Genomic DNA, 18,000 nt, shown 5'->3' with positions numbered 1-18,000 from the left:
GATCTTGCTATTGAGAATAAGTACCCATAAATTTTCAAAAAACGCTATTTAAGAACCAAATATTTAGTGGCATAAAAATTGTAAAAATGTGAAATATCCGATTATATTATTTTAATTGACTTTAAACTTCTAAGTCAACTTCTTCATTCAAATTCAACACTAAAACAATTAAATTTTTGAAATTATGAAAAGTAACTTTTTAAAAACCAGCTTAATTCTATTTGGATTGGGTTCAATTTTAGCGGCATGCAACAAAAATGATTCTGTTGGTGGTGGTGGTGAAGTAAAATATCAAGTAAAACCAACTGGATATTCTGCAACGGTAGCTTCATCAAGTTCTGGTAGTGGGTTAGTCGCTGTGGTAGGTTCTTCCAATAGCTTAAATTTTACTTCCGGATTTTTAAATGTAAACGAAGTTGACTTTGAGGCTGAAAACAAAACAGTTGAAATTGAATACGAATTAAAGGGAATCTCAAATGTTGATTTATTTAATCTGAGTCCAATTTTAGGTAGCGTACAAATTCCTGAAGGCACATATGATGAAGTTGAACTTAAATTAGTTCTAAAAAAATCAACTGACAACACTATTCCTCTTACATTAAAAGGCATTTATAAGAATGAGGCTGGAATTACCACCCCTGTAGAATTTTATTTTAATGAAGATTACGAAATTGAAGTAGAAGCCGAAGATGTTGTTATTAATTCAAATTCAGATTATTTAGGATTAATAAATTTACAATTGAATAAACTTTTGCTAAACGTAGCAGCCAATGATTTAAGCTTGGCAACAAAGACTAATAATACTATTATTATTTCTAGCACTTCTAATGTTAACCTTTACAATAAATTCAAAGCTAATCTTAATGCTTTTGGAGATTGCGATTTTGAGGACTAGATAAACATCTTTAATAAAACAAAAAAGGAGATGATATCATCTCCTTTTTTGTTTTAAGTATTAATAAACTAGAATTTAAAAAGCATCTTCAAAAAGATTGATGGCATCTTTACTTTCTAAAACAGAATGTCCCATTAAATATTGATCAATTTTTCGGGCTGCTTCTCTACCTTCTGATATAGCCCAAACCACTAATGATTGACCTCTTCTCATGTCTCCTGCGGCAAAAACTTTATCAACTGTAGTTTTAAACTTTCCTTCTACAGCGTTTACATTTTTACGGTTATCAAGCTCAACGCCTAATTGCTCAATCATTCCTTCATATTGAGGATTCATAAAACCCATGGCTAAGAAAACTCTTTGGCAAGGAATTATTCTTTCTGTTCCTTCTACTTCTTTAAACTTTACTGGCCTTCCTAAGAAATCTACTTCCCACTCTACATCAACAATTCTTAGTTCTTTTAAATTACCAGCACCATCTCCAATAAATTCTTTGGTATTGATTCCCCAAAATCTTTGGCAACCTTCTTCATGAGAACTTGTGGTTTTTAATACCATTGGATAGTTTGGCCAAGGCATGTGTTCTGTTCTTTCTTTTGGAGGTTGAAACATCAACTCAAACTGAGTGATTGATTTTGCTCCTTGTCTATTAGACGTACCCACACAATCAGATCCTGTATCTCCACCACCAATAACCACTACATCTTTACCTGTTGCCAAAATTTCTTCTTCGGTTACAGCAATACTGCTTACCCGCTTATTTTGCTGCTTTAAAAATTGCATGGCATAATAAACACCTTTTAATTCCCTTCCGGGGATGGGTAAATCTCTTGGAATGGTAGAACCTCCTGCTAATAATACAGCATCAAAATCTTTAACTAAATCTTTTGCAGAAACATCTTTACCTACTTCTGTATTGCATTTAAAAATTACGCCACTTTCTTTCATCAGCTTTACTCTTCTTTCAACCACTTCTTTAGCAAGCTTAAAATCAGGAATACCATATCTTAACAATCCACCTGGATGGTCATCTCTTTCAAAAACAGTAACTAAGTGTCCTACTTTATTCAATTGAGCTGCTGCGGCCAATCCAGCCGGACCAGAACCTACAATAGCAATACTTTTTTCTGAACGAATTAAAGGCTCATAAGCTTTTACATATCCTTTTTCAAAAGCAATTTCTATAATGTGTTTTTCGATCTCTTCTATCGCGATAGCTGGTTTATTAATACCTAAAACACATGCTGCTTCACATGGCGCCGGACAAATTCTTCCTGTAAACTCAGGGAAATTATTTGTAGAGCTTAAAATCTTATACGCTTCTTCCCAATTCTTTTTATAAACCGCATCATTAAACTCAGGAATTACATTCCCAAGCGGACAGCCGTTATGACAAAATGGTATTCCGCAATTCATGCATCTGGCAGATTGCTCATTGAGCTTTTCATCAGTATACATGCCTACAAATTCTTTATAGTTTTTCACCCTCTCAGTAGAAGGTACTTTTCCCGGAAGTTCTCTTCCGTATTCTTTAAAACCCGTTACTTTTCCCATCTTAATAAATTGATTCTAATTGCTTTTTTTCTGCTAAAACTCTCTTAAACTCTTTAGGAAATACCTTAATAAACTTGGCCGATTCCTGTTTCCAGTGTTCAATCAAGAATTTAGCTACTGAACTTTGTGTTAATTGATGATGTTTTTTCAACAACTTAATGATTAACTCTTCATCCTTTGGATTTAACGGATCTAAATCAACCATTTCAAGGTTACAGTTCTCTTTAAAATCACCATCTAAATCATAAATTAAAGCAATTCCACCGCTCATCCCTGCTGCAAAGTTTCTTCCGGTTTTACCGATAATTAAAGCTTTACCACCAGTCATATATTCGCAACCGTGATCTCCAACACCTTCTACTACCGCTGTAGCTCCAGAGTTTCTAACCGCAAAACGCTCTCCTGCTTGTCCTCTTATAAATAATTCTCCAGAAGTAGCGCCGTATAATACTACGTTACCTACAATAATGTTATCTTCTGGTACAAATGTGCTCTCTTTGGAAGGATAAATAGCTATTTGTGCCCCTGATAAACCTTTTCCAACGTAATCATTAGCTTCTCCTTCTAGTTCAAAAGAAATTCCTTTTGAGGCAAATGCACCAAAGCTTTGACCAGCAGAGCCACTAAATTTAAAGTTGATGGTATTATCTGGCAAACCAGCCGATCCGTAAATTTTAGCTATTTCATTAGATAAAAGAGTTCCTACCGTTCTGTCTGTATTCTTAATATCAAAAGAACCAAAAACCGGAATTTTGCTATCTAAAGCTCCTTTTGAAACCTCTAATAATTTCCAATCTATAATATCAGCCATTCCATGATCCTGAGATTCGCTGTTGTACAATGTCATTCCTTTTTGATAAGTCATTGGATGAAGCATTGCTGAGAAATCTAACTTTTTAGCTTTCCAATGGGTAATGCCTTCTTTCATTTTTAAGAACTGCACCCTACCCACCATATCATTAATGGTTCTAAAACCTAATTCCGCCATAATTTCGCGAAGCTCATGAGCCATAAATTGGAACAGATTTACTACATGCTCTGGCTTTCCTGTAAATAATTTTCTTAATTCAGTATCCTGAGTGGCTACGCCAACCGGGCAAGTATTTAAATGACATTTCCTCATCATAATACAACCACCCGCTACTAATGCTGCTGTTGCAACACCCCATTCTTCTGCACCTAATAAAGCTGCAATGGCTAAATCTCTTCCTGTTTTTAATTGTCCATCGGCTTGTAAAACCACACGACTTCTCAATTTATTTTTCACCAAAGTTTGATGTGCCTCGGCTAAACCTAATTCCCATGGTAAGCCTGCATGTTTTACAGAACTTAACGGAGAAGCTCCTGTTCCACCATCATAACCTGCAATTAAAATCACATCGGCATGTGCCTTGGCTACTCCGGCTGCAATAGTACCAACACCCGCTTTAGAAACTAATTTTACGTTAATTCTTGCTGCTCTGTTGGCATTCTTTAAATCGAAAATAAGCTGAGCTAAATCTTCAATAGAATAAATATCATGGTGTGGAGGAGGCGAAATTAATCCTACTCCTGGTGTGGAGTGACGAGTTTTTGCAATCCAATCATCAACTTTATGACCGGGTAACTGCCCACCTTCGCCTGGTTTAGCACCCTGAGCCATTTTTATTTGAAGCTCATCAGCATTGGTTAAATAATTAATGGTTACTCCAAATCTTGCTGAAGCAATTTGTTTGATAGCTGAGCGCATAGAATCGCCATTAGGCATGGTCTCAAATCTCATTTCATCTTCTCCGCCCTCACCAGTATTGCTTTTACCACCAATACGATTCATCGCGATAGCTAAAGTACTGTGTGCCTCATGAGAAATAGAACCAAAAGACATGGCACCGGTTGCAAAACGCTTCATGATGTTTTCTGCAGGTTCTACTTCATCAATAGAAATAGATTCTCTATGTTTTGCAAAATCTAATAAGCCACGTAAGGTGTACATCTTATCTTTTTGATCATTTACTGCAAAAGCATACTTTTTATAGGTTTCGTAATCACCAGTTTTTGTGGCATGTTGCAATAAATGAACGGTTGTAGGATTAAATAAGTGAGCTTCTCCTCTTCGTTTCCACTGATAAATTCCACCTTCAGAAAGTAAATGTTCTGCATCACCTTTGAATCCGCTGATGTGTTTAGACAATGCCTCACGAGCTAACTCGTCTAACCCTAAGCCACCAATTCTACTTACTCCACCAACAAAATATTGATCAACTACTTGCTTATTAATTCCTAAAATTTCAAATACTTGAGAACCGTGGTATGATTGTAAGGTAGAGATTCCCATTTTAGAGAATATCTTTAACAAGCCATCACAAACAGATTTTACGTAATTTTTTATTAAAACTTTTTCTTCTAAATCGGTTTCTAATTTATCATCCACTTTAAGTGCATGAATAGAAGCCAAAGCTAAATAAGGATTAATTGCCGTTGCACCAAATGCTAGTAAACACGCAAAATGATGAACTTCCCAAACATCGCCGGCTTCAACAACTAAACCTACAGCACCTCTTAAACCTTTTTTGATTAAGTAATGATGCACTGCAGAAACCGCTAATAAAGAAGGAATTGGAGCATGTTCTGAATCTAATGCTCTGTCTGATAATATTAATACCTCAAAACCATCATTAACGGCATCTTCTGCATAACGGCATAATCTATCAATTCCGTTTTGTAAAGATCCTGAAAGACCATCAGCCTTAAAGTAAGTTTGTAAAGTTTTAGCGTGGAATAAACCGGTATCAATACTTCTTAATTTTTCTAACTCGTTATCTACAAGAATAGGTTGCTTAAGCGTAACACAATGGCAATGCATTTTATCTTCATCTAAGATATTGCCATTGTTTCCTATAAAAGTAGCCAGACTCATTACCAATCTTTCCCTTATAGGATCTATTGGTGGGTTAGTTACCTGAGCAAAAAATTGCTTAAAATAACTTGAAATATGTTGTGGACGATCTGACAAAACTGCCAATGGAACATCAGTTCCCATAGAACCTATTGGCTCTTTTCCATCTAAAGCCATAGGCTTAATAATGGTTTCTATATCCTCTCGGCTATAGCCAAAAACTTTTTGGTAACGATAAACAGATTCTTTAGACATGCTGGTAAAAGAAACTCGTGGCTCAGGCAATTCTTCCATCCTGATTTTGTAGTTCTCTAACCATCTGCCGTAAGGCTGACGATCTGCTATTTGATGTTTAATTTCATCATCGGTAATAATTTTACCGTGTTCCATATCAATAAGGAACATTTTACCAGGTTGAAGCCTACCTTTTCTTAAGATAGTTTTTTCATCTAAAGCCAAAACACCGGCTTCTGAAGCTACAATTACAGTATCTTCATTGGTGATGGCATATCTTAACGGACGAAGACCATTTCTATCTAAGATAGATCCTATTAATTTTCCGTTTGTAAAAGTTAAAGCTGCTGGACCATCCCAAGGCTCCATTAAAGTGGCATGAAATTCGTAAAATGCTTTCTTTATTGGGTCCATTGCTTCGTTTCCATCCCAAGCCTCTGGTACCAACATCATCATCACATGAGGTAATGAACGACCAGAATGCATTAACACTTCTACAATATTATCTAAACATGCAGAATCTGACTGATTATCATCAATTACAGGTAAAATCATATCCATTTCTTCTTTGGTGAAGAATGGTGAAACGTAAGATCTTACACCAGCATAAAACCAGTTTAAATTTCCTGTAAGTGTATTAATTTCTCCGTTGTGAGAAATATATCTAAAAGGCTGCGCTAATTTCCAAGATGGGAAAGTGTTGGTAGAAAAACGAGAGTGTATCATCCCAAAAGCAGAAACACAACGCTTGTCTTGTAAGTCAGAATAATATTGACGAACCTGATAGGTTGTTAACTGACCTTTATATACAATTACTCTTGAAGAAAGTGAGGTAAAATAAAATTCTCCTCCTCCTTCTTTTATATCTTCATTTACGGTTCTGGTAATTAATCTTCTGAGCACATAAAGTTTACGCTCAAAATCATCATTATCTACTATATGACTTGGTTTTCCTACAAAAATTTGTTTTACCAAAGGCTCTACAGCTCTTGCTGTTTCTCCAACTACATCAGAATTAACCGGAACTTCGCGGTAGCCTAAAACCGGGAATTTAAGTTGTGTTGCACAGGTTTCAATAATTTTTCTGACAGCTTCTCTGGTGATGGAGTCTTTTGGTAAAAACATCATACCCACACCATAATTACCTGGTTCTTTAAGGTCTATGGCATGAGACATGCATTCATCTAAGAAAAATTCATGTGGTATTTGAAGCATAATTCCTGCTCCATCTCCACTATCCGGGTCGCACCCACAAGCGCCTCTATGCTCCATATTTTCGAGCATGGTAAGAGCATCAACAATGATTTGATGAGACTTTTTCCCATTGATATTTGTGATAAAGCCGGTACCACAAGCATCATGTTCAAACTTGGCATCGTATAATCCTTGTTGAGGTTGATCTGGTTGATTCATTAAATTGTATTTTAGTTTTGGTTTAGAAAAACAAAATATGAATTTAATTTCTAATGTAACATATCTGTATTTTTTTTATTAAATACACAAGAACACTCCCTTAAAATCTTCAATTGATTAAAAATAACATAAAATTTAAAGTATTAAATTTAAAATATCGCAATAAAAGCGGGGGTTTTTAATATATTATTATTTATTATTCCCAATACTTTTTGATTACTTTTTAGACTAAACCATCAGGTTTTTACCAGATAAGGAAAAAATTTATGAAAATATACCGTTTTTGAATACAGTATATTTTCTGTCCTTAGATTGAAATTTACATATTATTAATTATTTATCTTCGCAAAAAATTTAATGGAAATGACTAAGCAAAAAGCAATTTTTTTAGATAGAGATGGCGTAATAAATAAAGAGTTGGGCGATTATGTTTGCAAGTTTGAAGATTTTGAAATTTTAACTCATAATTATGACGCTCTAAATGAATTACAAAATAGAGGTTATATTATTTTAGTAGCTACTAATCAGGGCGGTTTGGCCAAAGGTTGGTATACTGAAGAGACTTTAACTAAAATGCATGATTATTTAAGAGCAGATTATTTATCGCATGGCATAAAAATTTTAGATTTTTATTATTGCCCACATCACCCAAATTTTACTGGCGAATGTGATTGCAGAAAGCCAAAACCCGGAATGTTATTACGTGGAATTGAAGATCATAATCTAGATGCTTCTTTAAGCTATTTTATTGGGGATAAATTTACTGATGTGGAAGCTGCTGAAGCTGCCGGTGTAAACGGTATTAAAATTGAAATTGACCAACCTTTGGGTGAAATTTTACATTTGATAAAATAGATTTAAAATTTTGACTATTTTTGTCAAAATAAAATTTATCAAAATGAAAAGCTTTGGTGATATCATTAAGAATTTAAGAGAGCAAAAAAATCTCCCCCTTAGGGTGGTTTCGGCTTATTTAGATATTGACCAAGCTATTTTAAGTAAAATAGAACGAGGTTTAAGAAAACCAAATAGAGACCTAGTACTCAAATTAGCCACTTATTTTGAAGCAGATAAAGATGAATTATTGATAGCGTGGTTATCTGACAAACTAGTATTAGAATTGGAAGATGAGGATATTGCATTGCAGGTTTTACACTTGGCAGAAGAAAAGGTGATGTATCATTCAAAAAAATCAACTCCTATAAACATTATTGATTCGCTAAAAAAAACACTCTCACTTGATGGACGAGTAAATAAAGCTTGGTTATTTGGTTCTGTTGCCCGAGGTGAGGATAACTTTAAAAGCGATATTGATTTAATGGTTGAGCTTAAAGACGATAAAAAATATTCGATGTTTGATTTATTAGATTTAGAATATTTACTGAGCAAACCCATTAAAAGGAAAGTTGATGTAGTGGAGAAAGGTTACCTAAAAGATTTTTCTTTAAAAACAGCAGAGCCTGATTTTATAAAAATATATGGATAAGGTTTCACTTAAAGAGAGAATTATCCATATATCTAATGCTATTAATTTAATTGAAGGCTTTGTTGAAAAAACATCAGAGGTTGATTTTTTAGTTGATATTAAGTTACAAAGCGCAGTTCAGTATCAATTTTTAATTATTGGGGAAGCTGTAAAACATCTTGATATTTCGGTACTAGAAAAATATAATTATCCTTGGCATATTCCTCGTTCGTTTAGAAATTTTATCATCCATGAATATCATGGAGTAAGAATGGAGCGTATCTATTATGCTTCTAAGGATTTGAATAACTTGAAAGAACAAATTAATTTGATATTAGAAAATGAATTTTAGTTTTCTTCTTTAATTGATGCCTATTTAATTCTTAGCAATATTCCCAATAATTTTATCTGCATGTTCTCTTGAGTTTTCTATAAACCACAAATGTGTATCCATACCGCCACAAACCACACCTGCTAAATACATTCCTTTTTGGTTGGTTTCCATGGTTTCTGGATTGTGCTGAGGATATTTCTTTTCATCCTCACTTAAATCCACTCCCATTTTCTTTAAGAATTCAAAATTAGGTTGATAGCCTGTAAGCGCTAAAACAAAATCATTTTCTAATACTATTTCCCCTTTTGGAGTATCAATTACCACAACATCTGGTTGGATTTCTTTCAATTCTGAGTTAAAAAAAGCTTTAATGCTTCCTTCTTTTATTCTGTTTATAATATCAGGCCGCACCCAATATTTTACTCTTTCTCCAATTTGATCTCCTCTTATAATCATAGTGACCTCTGCTCCTTTGCGGTAACATTCTAAAGCAGCATCAACAGAAGAATTACTGGCGCCTATTACCACCACTTTTTGCATAGCGTAATAATGAGGATCTTTATAGTAATGAGAAACTTTTGGAAGCTCTTCTCCGGGGATATTCATTAAAGCTGGCAAATCATAAAAACCCGTAGAAAGAATTACATTTTTTGATTGATATTTTCCTTTTGAAGTTTTTATCTCGAAACATTCATCTTGTTTTACACTAATAACTTCTTCAAATAAATGAATGTTCAATTCAAATTTCAAAGCTATTCTTCTGTAATATTCTAATGCTTCTGCTCGGGTTGGTTTTGGGTTGTTAGATACAAAGGGAACTCCTCCAATCTCCAGTTTTTCTGAAGTGGAAAAGAAAGTCATGTTTTGAGGATAATTGTATAAAGAATTCACCAAACATCCTTTATCCAAAATTAAATAAGATAAGCCTGCTTCTTTTGCTTTTATACCGCAAGCTAAACCTATTGGACCAGCCCCTATGATCATTATATCGTAATTTTTCATCCCTAATTATATGATCTAAATTTAATGTTTTTTAATTTTTGAGGAAACCAACTTAAGAAGAAATGACTTTTGTTAAATAAACCGGATAGCAGTGGAAAGACCGCAGGATAAGAGCGAGCGTACTTGTAACAAATAGCCGGACTAGCGAAAATTAGGAGTACAGGCATTGCTTTTCTAAAAACAAAAAAGCTTCCCCAAAATGAGAAAGCTTTTAAATATGATTTGATTTTGTTGAGCCTATTTACCTGCTGCTTTAGCATGATCTGCTAAAAACTGAGCCAATCCGCTATCTGTTAAAGGGTGTTTTAACAACCCTAAAATTGACGAAAGTGGACCAGTCATTACGTCAGCACCAATTTTGGCACATTCTACAATGTGAACGGAATTTCTTATAGATGCGGCTAAAATTTGAGTTTCGTAACCGTAATTATCAAAAATTAAACGGATATCCTCTATTAAACCAAAGCTATCTGCTCCTATATCATCTAAACGACCAAGGAAAGGAGAAACGTAAGTTGCACCAGCTTTTGCTGCCAATAATGCTTGTCCGGCAGAGAAAATAAGGGTACAATTGGTTCTAATTCCTCTATCGCTAAAATATTTTAATGCTTTAATTCCGTCTTTAATCATCGGAATCTTCACTACAATTTTATCATCTAAGGCCGCTAAAGCTAAACCTTCTTTAATCATTCCGTCAAAATCTGTTGAGATTACTTCTGCACTTACGTTATCATCTACAATTGCGCAAATGTCTCTGTAATGTTGTAATACTTTTTCGTCTCCGCTGATGCCTTCTTTAGCCATCAAACTTGGGTTGGTTGTTACGCCGTCTAATACGCCTAAATCCTGAGCTTCTTTAATTTGAGCTAAGTTTGCTGTATCGATAAAAAATTTCATGTTATTTAAATTTGGTTTGTTGATTGATTATCAAGTGTAAATTTGACAATTAAATAGAAGATTTCCTAATTAATTGTTAAATCTCTATGCTTCAAATATATCAGAATCTTTAATATTTAGCGCTATAAATTTGGTTATTCTCCTAATATCACTGTTTATTTTTAAAAATTTAAGCAAATAATTTCACCTAAATGATATAAATAAATGTTAAATATTGAATATTATAAAAATGGAGAGTTTGAAAGGAAAAAAATGGGTTAGCAACTTCTATCGCACCGCTACAACTTCTTACCCTTGCTGCGTTCCCACCCTGGGGGAGTTCAGAAGGAGCTGGTCGTAGAAGACTAACCCGTCACAAAGGTATGATTTTTTACCTATTTCTTAAATAAGAATGCTAAATCCTATTTAATAGGCTGATAATCAAAATAAAAATTATTTTCTTTTCTTCTTTTTAAGCTTTGGAGCTTCCTCAGCTTCCTTAATTAAAGATCTCCAATCGTTACCATGTGCTTCAGAAATGGCTAAAGTTTCCTCGTATTCTGTTTTAAGAATAGACATTATTCTAATTGGCTGCGTTAAGTATGTTTCAATTTCCTGCAAAATTGGTTTTTCTTCTTCGCTGCAAAAGGAAATAGCATTACCCCTGTTATTTCCCCTACCCGTTCTACCAATTCGGTGAACATAGTTTTCGGCAACATCTGGTAAATCATAATTAATTACATACTCTACGCCCTTCACATCTAAACCTCTGGCGCTAATATCTGTTGCAATTAATACCTTAATTTTGCCTTCTCTAAAATCTTCCAAAACCGCAAAACGATCTTCTTGTTCTTTATCTCCATGCAATGTTGTGGTTTTAATATCTACCCTTTCCATTGCTTTAAAAACACGTTCGGCTCTTACTTTTGTACGTACAAAAACTAATATTTTTTGGTCGGGATGCTCTTTAAGAACTCGTTCTAAGAAGAAACGCTTATCATCCATTGCCACGTAAGCAACCGAATGATCTACATTTTTAGAAACCGGATCTTTAGGAGAAATTTGAATCCTTACCGGCTTACTCACCAAAGCGTAAGCCAAATCCTTAATGTTTTCATCAATCGTGGCCGAAAAAAACAAAGTCTGTCTTCTTCTCGGTAAAAATTGAAGCAAATGTTTTATATCCTGATAAAAGCCTTTATTCAGCATGTGATCGGCTTCATCCAAAACTAAAAAATCTATCTTTTTAAGGTTTAAATGGCCTTTATGTACTAAATCGGTAATTCTTCCGGGTGTGGCAATCAGCACATCAACACCTTGTTCTAATTTCTTTAATTGCGGCTCAATTTCTACTCCACCAATTAAAGAAATGGTTTCTATATCTGTATATTTTCCTAATTCTTTAAAAACATTTTCAATTTGCAAAGCCAACTCTCTGGTAGGTACCATTACTATTGCTTTTACATTTTGTTCTGGTTCTCTATGCTTATTTTGCTGTAACATACTAATTAAAGGAATAGCAAAAGCTGCTGTTTTACCAGTCCCGGTTTGTGCAATAGCTAAAATATCTTGTCCCGATAAAATTTGCGGGATAGATTTAAACTGAATATCAGTTGGTTTTTTAAACCCTAATTCTTCTAAACTCTTCTTTAATTCGGGAACAATATGGTACTTATTAAATTTCATACGGCGGCAAAGATAAGCATAAGAAAAAAGGTTTAAGATTGAATTTTATATGATGCACATTTGAAACAATTTACAAAGTAAGTGCTAATTAATGTCTTGAATGCATATCTGCCTAATCTGATTTTCAAAAAGTCAAATCAAAAAAAATATCCAATATGCTAACTCCTTATTAATCAGAATATTTTAGCTTTCAAAAAGTCGGAATGTTTGTTTATTACGTATTTAAACATTACCTTTGCGGCAAGTTTAGCAATGTTGCTAAATATTATAGATTATCATGAACCCATTCAATGAATTGGGGATCCGCAGTGATATTGTTAATGCGATAATTGAGTTAGGTTTCGAAAAACCAACTCCAATTCAGGAAAGTGCCATTCCCGTTTTGTTATCAGGCAGCAACGATTTTGTCGGATTAGCCCAGACAGGAACCGGAAAGACCGCAGCATTTGGTCTTCCTTTATTAGAACTTATTGATTCTGACAAAAACTTCCCCCAAGCTTTAATTCTTTGCCCAACTCGTGAACTTTGTTTACAGATTAGCAACGACGTTAAAAATTATGCTAAAAACCTTTCTAATGTTAACGTAGTAGCAGTATATGGCGGTGCCAATATTGTAAACCAGTTAAGAGACATTAAAAGAGGTGTTCAAATTGTAGTGGCCACACCAGGCCGTATGAAAGATATTTTGAACAGAAAAGCCATTGATTTCTCACAAGTGAAGTACGTTGTATTAGACGAGGCTGATGAGATGTTAAACATGGGTTTTCAAGAAGATATTGATGATATCCTTTCTACTACTCCAAAAGAAAAGAAAACTTGGTTGTTTTCTGCAACCATGCCACGTGAAGTAAGAGCAATTGCTCAAAAGTACATGACAGATCCTAAGGAACTGACCATGGGTACTAAAAACACTGGTAATGTAAATATTGAACATGAGTACTATATTGTTAAGGCTCGTGATAAATATGCAGCCTTTAAACGTATTGTAGATTATAATCCAGAGATTTTTGGAATTGTTTTCTGTCGTACCAAAATTGAAACGCAAGAAATTGCCGAACATTTGGTAAAAGACGGTTATAATGCTGATTCTTTACATGGAGATTTATCTCAACAACAAAGAGATAAGGTAATGAAGCGTTACCGCGAAAGAAGCTTACAATTGTTAATTGCAACAGATGTAGCTGCTAGAGGTATTGATGTTAATGATGTAACTCACGTAATTAACTATTCTTTACCTGATGAGATAGAAAACTATACTCACCGTAGTGGTAGAACCGGAAGAGCTGGTAAAACAGGTATTTCAATTGCCATTATCAATCAAAAAGAAACACACAAAATCCGTCAGATTGAAAAAACTATTGGTAAGCAATTTACCAAGGCCGAGATTCCAACTGGTTTTGATGTGGTAGAAAAGCAATTGTTTGCATTGGTACATAAAGTACATAATGTAGAGGTGAATGAGAAGCAAATAGACCAGTATATTCCTAGAATAATGGATGAATTTGCTGATTTAAGCAAAGAAGACATTATCAAACGTTTTGCTTCTTTAGAGTTTAACCGCTTTTTAGATGATTACAAAAATGCTCCTGATTTAAATGCTAGCGCAGATGACAGAGGCAGAGATAGTGATAGAGGCGAACGTGGAGAAAGAGGCGAAAGAGGTCCGAGAGGAACTAGCGCTGGATTTACCCGTTTATTTATCAATTTAGGTGCTGTTGATGATTTTACCAGAGGAGATTTATTAGGTTATATTTGTAACAATACAGGTATTAGCGGCAGATCTGTTGGTAAAATTGATATGAAAGGTGTTTTCTCCTTCTTTGAAGTGGAAACAGAATTTGTTGAAAAAGTAACCGAAGCATTTAAGCCAATTGATTTCCACGGAAGAGATGTAAGAATTGAAGTTTCTGGAGATGCTACTGGCGGATCTGAAGGCGGAGAAAGAAGAAGCAGCGGTGGTGGAGAAAGAAGAAGCAGTGGCGGTGGCTACGGTGGTGGAGAAAGAAGAAGCGGCGGTGGTGATAGAAGAAGTAGCGGCGGTGGATACGGCGGTGGCGGAGAAAGAAGAAGCAGCGGCGGTGGAGATAGAAGAAGTAGTGGTGGTGGAAGCAGCAGTGGCGGTGGTTTCAGAGATTTTTCTGGAAAACGCAAAGATGATGGTGGTGGATCATCTTCTGATAGTGGAAACAGAAGAAGAAGATCTTAAATTATAATTATTGATAGAAAAGCCTGTTTTGAGATTTCAAAACAGGCTTTTTTTATGCCCATCATTTTTATAATTGACCTGAAATAAGTTTATCAATTTTAAGTTATTAAACCATGCAAAAACTTTTCACCTTTTTGATCTTATTTCTCTCCGTAAATGTTTATTCGCAAAACCCATGCTTAAGCGGAGATTGCGAAAATGGAACTGGGAAATACTTAACCAGCGGAGGCGATTTATATGAAGGAAAATTTAAGGATGGATTATTTGAAGGCCGTGGAAAAGTGATCATGAAAGATAAGGGAATTATTGAAGGCGATTGGAAAAAAGGCCTACCCTATCAAGGAAATATGATATTTGTTAACGGAGATAAATATGTAGGAGGAATAGCTGATTTTAATGCCCATGGGAAAGGGAAATATTTATTTGTAAACGGTAATATTTACGAAGGAGAATTTGCCTATGGAAAATGTAGTGGAAAAGGTAAACTGTTTTATAAAAACGGAGGCAGGTATGAAGGTGATTTTTTATTTAACACCTTAAATGGCAATGGCATAATGTTTTACCCTAGCGGGAATAATTACACCGGAAAGTTTATTGATGGGAAAGCCCAAGGAGAAGGTATTTTTAAAAGTTCTTTAGGGATTTATAGTGGCCAATGGTTTAAAGATAAATATCAGGGAAAAGGAATTTACAAATATGCTAACGGAGATATTTACACCGGCGATTGGGTAGAAGGCTTATGCCATGGGCAAGGAATCATGATTTATAAAAATGGAAATAAATATATTGGTAGTTACATTAAAGGGCAAAAAGCAGGTAAAGGAAAATGGATGAGCAGTAGCGGAATTGTTTATGAAGGAAATTTCTCTAAAGGTTTAAAAAACGGGGAAGGGCTTATTGTTTATCCTGATGGAAGAAAAGAAAAAGGTTTTTTTAAGGATGATAAGCTTACTAGGAGAATAAACTAAATTAGGCTACGTCTATTACTTCTTGGGGTGGATGATGTAATTGCTGTTGTTTTATTTTACAAGATTTATAGAACAAATTATAAGCCTCTTCTATCATTTTAAAATCTTCAATTCCAATATATTCTTCATAATAAACTCTAGCCTGAGGCTTAAAACTATCCAAATAATCAAGCAAGGTAACCACAAAAATAATCTGAGTTTCTTTCTCTTTTTTGCGCAATATTTTAGTTAAGCCACCCTCAAAATGAACCCTATTTAAATGAGAAGAAAACACTTCTCCTTGAGGGAAAATAGCCAACATGTTACGTTCATCATTTAATAAAGAAGCAGCATAATTTAGAGAATTAACCAGTGTACGAGATTTTTTATTTACTGAAAAACATCCGCCATATTTTAATAATGAGAAGGCTTTCATTTGCTCTTCAACCACCATTACTTTAAACTGTTTCTTCAATATTTTTCTGCAAAATCGATGAATAATTCCCCCGTCGTTAAAACTAAAATGATTCATCAAAATTAATGTGGCTTTATCTTTTGATGAATTAACCTCGCCAATAAAAGAAACTTTAGAAAAATGACTGCAAATATATTTTTCAACTAAAATAAAAAACCATTTTAAAAAACGATAAGGTTGATCTTTAATCATGATGTAATTTAATTTTGCAGATGTGATTTCATTAATTCATTTAGGTTTAAATTTACCAAATCATGCCCATCATCAATGATATAAAGATTTGCATTTCCCAATTTAGAAATAAATCTTTCACCAATACCAGGTGGAAATAAACCGTCTTTTTTGCCAAAGTAAAAATGCGTTTTTATTTGATTATGATTAATATTTTGGGCCAAATTTTGAGGATTTAAACTTAAAGCAGCAAAATAAGTGATGGTATTATAACAAGTTAATCTCGTATCCGTACTTACAAACTCTTTTTCTAAAATAGCATGTAATGATTTATCAATATACTTATAGCGGTAAAGATTATTTAGAAGAAACTTCACCGTTTTTGGACTGTACACTAATCTCCAAAATAAATGATTAACTATTTTATTTTTAGAACCCATTTCTAATAATTTATTAGGTTCAATACCATCTGGAGCAATAAAATAGGCTTCGTTGATGTTTTCAGGAATTTAACTAATTAAACTTAATGCCAATTTGGAACCAATACTATAAGAAAGCAGCTCAAATTTTTGATCCATTATACCTAAATGTCTCAAAAATTTTATGATTTCTTTTGCAAATAAAGCTTTATTAATACTTTGCTTTACCGCTTTTCTTGAGGTATCAAATAATTCGGTTTCTCCATGAAAAAACAAATCAAAACTGTAAATCTTATAGTGCTGTCCTAAAGATTCTTCCAAAACTTTAAACTGGTTGCCCCGCATTCCAAATCCATGAAAGGCCAACATTATCTTATTCCCATTACCATATTGATGGTAATGAAAGTTAGCTATTTCAGATCTAAAAAAAGGCATTACAATTAAGACATTAAATCGGCTAATAATTTCATTTCTATATTTGGAGAGTGCTTTTCATACAAAATAGCATAAACTGCCCTGGCAATTGGCATATTTACCTTGTACTGCTTATTAATTTGGTGAATACAATTTACGGCATAGTAACCCTCGGCAACCATATTCATTTCTAACTGAGCCGATTTTACGGTATAGCCCTTCCCTATCATGTTGCCAAAAGTACGGTTTCTACTAAATTGTGAATAAGCGGTTACCAATAAATCTCCTAAATAAGCTGATTCTTTGATGTCTCTGCAAATTGGATGTATGGCATCTACAAATCTTTTTATCTCTCTTATAGCATTAGAAATAAGTACTGCCTGGAAATTATCACCAAAGCCAACCCCATGACAAATGCCACTAGCTACAGCATAAATATTTTTGAGTACTGCGGCGTATTCTGTCCCGTAGATATCATCAGATATATTTGTTTTAATGTATCTGGTACAAATCATTTTAGCAAAATAGCAGGAAAGTGCTTGGTCTTGTGAAGCGATAGTTAAATAGCTTAATTTCTCTAGCGCAACTTCCTCTGCATGGCATGGCCCACTAATTACAATGATATCAGAAAAAGGAATTTCATATTTATAATGCATAAACTCGCCGATGATTAGATTTTCATCAGGAACTATCCCCTTAATGGCCGAAATAATTTTTTTTCCTCTTAAATCATCTGCTGTAATATATTCAAAGGCTTCTTTTAAAAATGCTGCGGGTACATTTAATAAAACCATATCAGCATTTTCTATGGCTTTTTTAACATCGGTAAAAACGTTTTCGGGCTTTACCTTAATTTCTACTGATGAAAGGTAATTTGGGTTATGCCTGTATTGACAAATATGATCTGCAGCAGCTTTATTTCTCATCCACCAAAAAACTTCTTTCTCTTCTATGTTATCACATAACATTTTCACGATAGCCGTTGCCCAACTTCCGCCTCCAATAATTGCTATCTTATTTAGGTTATACTGCAT

At 34.1% G+C, this 18,000-nt stretch carries 15 protein-coding genes and 1 other RNA gene; 6 read left to right on the top strand and 10 right to left on the bottom strand.

Annotated elements, in window-relative coordinates; genetic code table 11:
- The first annotated feature begins 184 nt into the window (after positions 1 to 184).
- Positions 185 to 895: a hypothetical protein gene (locus FA046_RS07755; protein WP_136825812.1), complete on the top strand. Its 711-nt coding sequence runs from the start codon at positions 185 to 187 to the stop codon at positions 893 to 895.
- Positions 896 to 970: 75 nt separating this feature from the next.
- Here the strand turns inward: FA046_RS07755 and FA046_RS07750 are convergent, their stop codons facing one another.
- Positions 971 to 2,449 (bottom strand): glutamate synthase subunit beta, encoded by a 1,479-nt coding sequence (locus FA046_RS07750; RefSeq protein ID WP_136825811.1) that lies wholly within the window; start codon positions 2,447 to 2,449, stop codon positions 971 to 973.
- Position 2,450: 1 nt separating this feature from the next.
- A complete protein-coding gene (gene gltB, locus FA046_RS07745; RefSeq protein ID WP_136825810.1) occupies positions 2,451 to 6,971 on the bottom strand; it encodes a glutamate synthase large subunit in 4,521 nt (1,506 codons plus the stop codon).
- Positions 6,972 to 7,334: 363 nt separating this feature from the next.
- On the opposite strand from gltB, the gene FA046_RS07740 reads away from it, so the two are divergent.
- From FA046_RS07740 to FA046_RS07730, 3 genes are read left to right on the top strand one after another with little or no spacing between them, the layout of a single operon-like run.
- Positions 7,335 to 7,826 (top strand): D-glycero-alpha-D-manno-heptose-1,7-bisphosphate 7-phosphatase, encoded by a 492-nt coding sequence (locus FA046_RS07740; protein WP_136825809.1) that lies wholly within the window; start codon positions 7,335 to 7,337, stop codon positions 7,824 to 7,826.
- A 43-nt stretch (positions 7,827 to 7,869) separates the two neighbouring features.
- Positions 7,870 to 8,457 carry a nucleotidyltransferase domain-containing protein gene (locus FA046_RS07735; RefSeq protein WP_205943616.1) on the top strand — a complete coding sequence of 196 codons (588 nt, stop codon included), beginning with the start codon at positions 7,870 to 7,872 and terminating at the stop codon, positions 8,455 to 8,457.
- The gene (locus FA046_RS07730; protein WP_136825807.1) at positions 8,450 to 8,788 is read left to right on the top strand and encodes a HepT-like ribonuclease domain-containing protein; all 339 of its coding nucleotides are present in this window, start codon (positions 8,450 to 8,452) and stop codon (positions 8,786 to 8,788) included. Before FA046_RS07735 ends, FA046_RS07730 begins: the two co-directional genes overlap by 8 nt.
- A 24-nt stretch (positions 8,789 to 8,812) precedes the next feature.
- Here the strand turns inward: FA046_RS07730 and FA046_RS07725 are convergent, their stop codons facing one another.
- The 4 genes from FA046_RS07725 to FA046_RS07710 all read right to left on the bottom strand — a co-directional run bounded on the left by FA046_RS07725 (position 8,813) and on the right by FA046_RS07710 (position 12,334).
- Positions 8,813 to 9,772 (bottom strand): YpdA family putative bacillithiol disulfide reductase, encoded by a 960-nt coding sequence (locus tag FA046_RS07725; RefSeq protein WP_136825806.1) that lies wholly within the window; start codon positions 9,770 to 9,772, stop codon positions 8,813 to 8,815.
- 237 nt (positions 9,773 to 10,009) lie between these two features.
- Positions 10,010 to 10,669, bottom strand: a complete 660-nt coding sequence (fsa, locus tag FA046_RS07720) for a fructose-6-phosphate aldolase (RefSeq protein WP_136825805.1) — start codon at positions 10,667 to 10,669, stop codon at positions 10,010 to 10,012.
- 252 nt (positions 10,670 to 10,921) lie between these two features.
- Positions 10,922 to 11,020, bottom strand: an RNA gene (gene ffs, locus FA046_RS07715) — signal recognition particle sRNA small type.
- An 81-nt stretch (positions 11,021 to 11,101) separates the two neighbouring features.
- Positions 11,102 to 12,334 carry a DEAD/DEAH box helicase gene (locus tag FA046_RS07710; protein WP_136825804.1) on the bottom strand — a complete coding sequence of 411 codons (1,233 nt, stop codon included), beginning with the start codon at positions 12,332 to 12,334 and terminating at the stop codon, positions 11,102 to 11,104.
- Between the two features lie 277 nt (positions 12,335 to 12,611).
- Between FA046_RS07710 and FA046_RS07705 the strand changes: the two genes are divergently transcribed.
- On the top strand, positions 12,612 to 14,540 hold the full coding sequence (locus tag FA046_RS07705) for a DEAD/DEAH box helicase (protein WP_136825803.1): 1,929 nt from the start codon (positions 12,612 to 12,614) through the stop codon (positions 14,538 to 14,540).
- Between the two features lie 113 nt (positions 14,541 to 14,653).
- Positions 14,654 to 15,508, top strand: coding sequence for an MORN repeat-containing protein (locus FA046_RS07700; RefSeq protein WP_136825802.1), 855 nt, complete (start codon positions 14,654 to 14,656; stop codon positions 15,506 to 15,508).
- A gap of 1 nt (position 15,509) precedes the next feature.
- On the opposite strand, the gene FA046_RS07695 is transcribed toward FA046_RS07700, so the two are convergent.
- The 4 genes from FA046_RS07695 to FA046_RS07680 form a co-directional block, all read right to left on the bottom strand.
- The gene (locus FA046_RS07695) at positions 15,510 to 16,154 is read right to left on the bottom strand and encodes a 1-acyl-sn-glycerol-3-phosphate acyltransferase (RefSeq protein WP_136825801.1); all 645 of its coding nucleotides are present in this window, start codon (positions 16,152 to 16,154) and stop codon (positions 15,510 to 15,512) included.
- Between the two features lie 8 nt (positions 16,155 to 16,162).
- Entirely contained in the window at positions 16,163 to 16,573 is a 411-nt protein-coding gene (locus FA046_RS07690; RefSeq protein ID WP_136825800.1) for a hypothetical protein, read from the bottom strand.
- A gap of 69 nt (positions 16,574 to 16,642) precedes the next feature.
- Positions 16,643 to 16,987: an alpha/beta fold hydrolase gene (locus FA046_RS07685; protein WP_136825799.1), complete on the bottom strand. Its 345-nt coding sequence runs from the start codon at positions 16,985 to 16,987 to the stop codon at positions 16,643 to 16,645.
- 5 nt (positions 16,988 to 16,992) lie between these two features.
- Positions 16,993 to 18,000: an NAD(P)H-dependent glycerol-3-phosphate dehydrogenase gene (locus tag FA046_RS07680; protein ID WP_136825798.1), complete on the bottom strand. Its 1,008-nt coding sequence runs from the start codon at positions 17,998 to 18,000 to the stop codon at positions 16,993 to 16,995.

The organism is Pedobacter cryophilus, from assembly GCF_005116455.1.
In the GTDB taxonomy this organism is placed as follows: Bacteria; Bacteroidota; Bacteroidia; order Sphingobacteriales; family Sphingobacteriaceae; genus Pseudopedobacter; species Pseudopedobacter cryophilum.
This window is presented reverse-complemented; position numbering and strand designations above follow the sequence as displayed.

What these genes read in the sequence shown, in the direction of transcription:
- FA046_RS07755 (WP_136825812.1), top strand. Translation starts at nt 185, where the DNA reads ATGAAAAGTAACTTTTTAAAAACCAGCTTAATTCTATTTGGATTGGGT.
- FA046_RS07750 (WP_136825811.1), bottom strand. Translation starts at nt 2,449, where the DNA reads ATGGGAAAAGTAACGGGTTTTAAAGAATACGGAAGAGAACTTCCGGGA.
- gltB (WP_136825810.1), bottom strand. Translation starts at nt 6,971, where the DNA reads ATGAATCAACCAGATCAACCTCAACAAGGATTATACGATGCCAAGTTT.
- FA046_RS07740 (WP_136825809.1), top strand. Translation starts at nt 7,335, where the DNA reads ATGACTAAGCAAAAAGCAATTTTTTTAGATAGAGATGGCGTAATAAAT.
- FA046_RS07735 (WP_205943616.1), top strand. Translation starts at nt 7,870, where the DNA reads ATGAAAAGCTTTGGTGATATCATTAAGAATTTAAGAGAGCAAAAAAAT.
- FA046_RS07730 (WP_136825807.1), top strand. Translation starts at nt 8,450, where the DNA reads ATGGATAAGGTTTCACTTAAAGAGAGAATTATCCATATATCTAATGCT.
- FA046_RS07725 (WP_136825806.1), bottom strand. Translation starts at nt 9,772, where the DNA reads ATGAAAAATTACGATATAATGATCATAGGGGCTGGTCCAATAGGTTTA.
- fsa (WP_136825805.1), bottom strand. Translation starts at nt 10,669, where the DNA reads ATGAAATTTTTTATCGATACAGCAAACTTAGCTCAAATTAAAGAAGCT.
- FA046_RS07710 (WP_136825804.1), bottom strand. Translation starts at nt 12,334, where the DNA reads ATGAAATTTAATAAGTACCATATTGTTCCCGAATTAAAGAAGAGTTTA.
- FA046_RS07705 (WP_136825803.1), top strand. Translation starts at nt 12,612, where the DNA reads ATGAACCCATTCAATGAATTGGGGATCCGCAGTGATATTGTTAATGCG.
- FA046_RS07700 (WP_136825802.1), top strand. Translation starts at nt 14,654, where the DNA reads ATGCAAAAACTTTTCACCTTTTTGATCTTATTTCTCTCCGTAAATGTT.
- FA046_RS07695 (WP_136825801.1), bottom strand. Translation starts at nt 16,154, where the DNA reads ATGATTAAAGATCAACCTTATCGTTTTTTAAAATGGTTTTTTATTTTA.
- FA046_RS07690 (WP_136825800.1), bottom strand. Translation starts at nt 16,573, where the DNA reads ATGGGTTCTAAAAATAAAATAGTTAATCATTTATTTTGGAGATTAGTG.
- FA046_RS07685 (WP_136825799.1), bottom strand. Translation starts at nt 16,987, where the DNA reads ATGCCTTTTTTTAGATCTGAAATAGCTAACTTTCATTACCATCAATAT.
- FA046_RS07680 (WP_136825798.1), bottom strand. Translation starts at nt 18,000, where the DNA reads ATGCAGTATAACCTAAATAAGATAGCAATTATTGGAGGCGGAAGTTGG.